Here is a 1,848-nt window from a genome sequence, read left to right on the forward strand (position 1 = left end):
ATGATACCTGATTTTTTCGTCTTGGTGTTTTTTTATTCAGTTTTTCTCAAGTGGCTAACTTGATTATAAAATTTGCCAATATAAAAGATATGTCATTTCGATAAATTTTTAGTTTTTCTTTATTCGATATATGTGTAATTTCTTTTTGAAATAAAGTAACCTCTCCATCATCAAATTTTTCAATTAAACCAATGATATTTAAAAGTGTCGTTTTTCCTGATCCACTGTCTCCATATATAGAAACAACATTATGTTCAGGAATTGCTAAATTCAATTTTTTAATAACGATATTCTTGCGGTATTTTTTATCCAAATTATTTATTTTTACTATATCCAAATTTATACCTCGCTAAATAATTCTTTGATGTTTTTTTTATCCATAATTTTCATTAGAGTAAATAGTATAAGATAGTTGATGAATGTTAAGAATCCGATTGATGCGTATATTGATAAATCTAAAATTTTAATGGAGAGTGTGATTAGAATTAAGCATTCAATTAGTGGGATAATTATTATATTTGAATATGATTTCAACCTTGTATATCCGAATATTTCTTTAAGAACGTATCTCTTTTTGTTAGAAGTTATCAGTAAGGAATAACTAATTATGCTGGATAGGAAGATAAATATTAGTGAAGATATTAATTCTGTACTGTAAAACAGGACGTTTCCCATAACCTGCTCACGTTTTACATGATCTACTTCTGATAATCTTAATAAACTAGGATAAGTGTATTGATAGTTACCTTTTTTTAGATCCTTAAGCATTTTTGTGTATACAAACTTGGTATTGTTTCCTTTTAATGGGAACTGTACAGGGTCATTGACACCACCGCCATCAGGAACATTAATTCCGTTAATAAATGAGTTATTTGTTTTGTTATATGAACTGGCAACAAATACTGGAGTATTTACAAATTTAGTGTTTTTGTTATGTATTTTAAATATTTGAATATCATTTATAACTTCCAATTTCACACTACTAAAATTACTGATTGGGATGAATTTTTTGATGTCTAAAGTGGACGAATTTAATGATTTTGGAATCAAGAATAGAAATTTATCACGAGAAGGCAGTTTTATGACTTCGTTTTTTATATTTCTTATTGGATGTTCCTTAATATAATTAAAGTTTGTAGTTATTAATTCGGTTCCATCAAATTGGGAATTAACAGAAAAAGTTTGACCATCATTTTTATCCACTATTTTAAAAATTCTATGAGTATCGATTTTATCAGCTTGTTTGTTATTGTTGATCAGATTTATTATTTGATCTCCAACATACATTGGATAAAGCACTGCAGTATTTCGATTGTATTCATTATTTGACGTATGACTTTGTATAAATGCATATTGTACGTTTTTTACTACAGGAAATAACATCATTAAAAATGCGAATGATATTAAAAATTTTATTCCTAGAATTATATATGCCTCACTTTTTTGAAACTTGTTTAAATCAGATGAACTGAATGTATAGCTGGAAAGTTTTAATGTAGCAACTGACATATATCCTGCTGTATAACAAAATAGGAAAGTTAAACATTGGATTAAAATAAAGTATAATGAAAGGTATTTGATTATAGTAACTGAAAGAAATATTGAAGTAATAATGAAGGTAATAAAAAAATCATATCCAAGAAAATTATTAAAGATATCGAAACTAGTTATACCTTCTGACTTTAGTATTTTTATATCTTTTGATTTAACAATAGACCACCAGATTAATTGAATTATGTAAAAGATGGCATAAAAGATAAGAAATTTATAATGGCAAATTTTATAATCAAGTTAGCCACTTGAGAAAAACTGAATAAAAAAAACACCAAGACGAAAAAATCAGGTATC

Annotated in this window: 2 protein-coding genes; both read right to left on the minus strand. The window is 26.2% G+C overall.

What is annotated here, in order from left to right; translation table 11 throughout:
• Positions 1 to 46 precede the first annotated feature (46 nt).
• Entirely contained in the window at positions 47 to 337 is a 291-nt protein-coding gene (locus EKM66_RS12435; RefSeq protein WP_164505151.1) for an ATP-binding cassette domain-containing protein, read from the minus strand.
• A gap of 2 nt (positions 338 to 339) precedes the next feature.
• Complete coding sequence (locus tag EKM66_RS12440) at positions 340 to 1,509, minus strand: hypothetical protein (RefSeq protein WP_125765031.1); 1,170 nt, start codon at positions 1,507 to 1,509, stop codon at positions 340 to 342.
• Positions 1,510 to 1,848 lie beyond the last annotated feature (339 nt).

The sequence above is a fragment of the Companilactobacillus hulinensis genome (assembly GCF_003946555.1).
In the GTDB taxonomy this organism is placed as follows: domain Bacteria; phylum Bacillota; class Bacilli; order Lactobacillales; family Lactobacillaceae; genus Companilactobacillus; species Companilactobacillus hulinensis.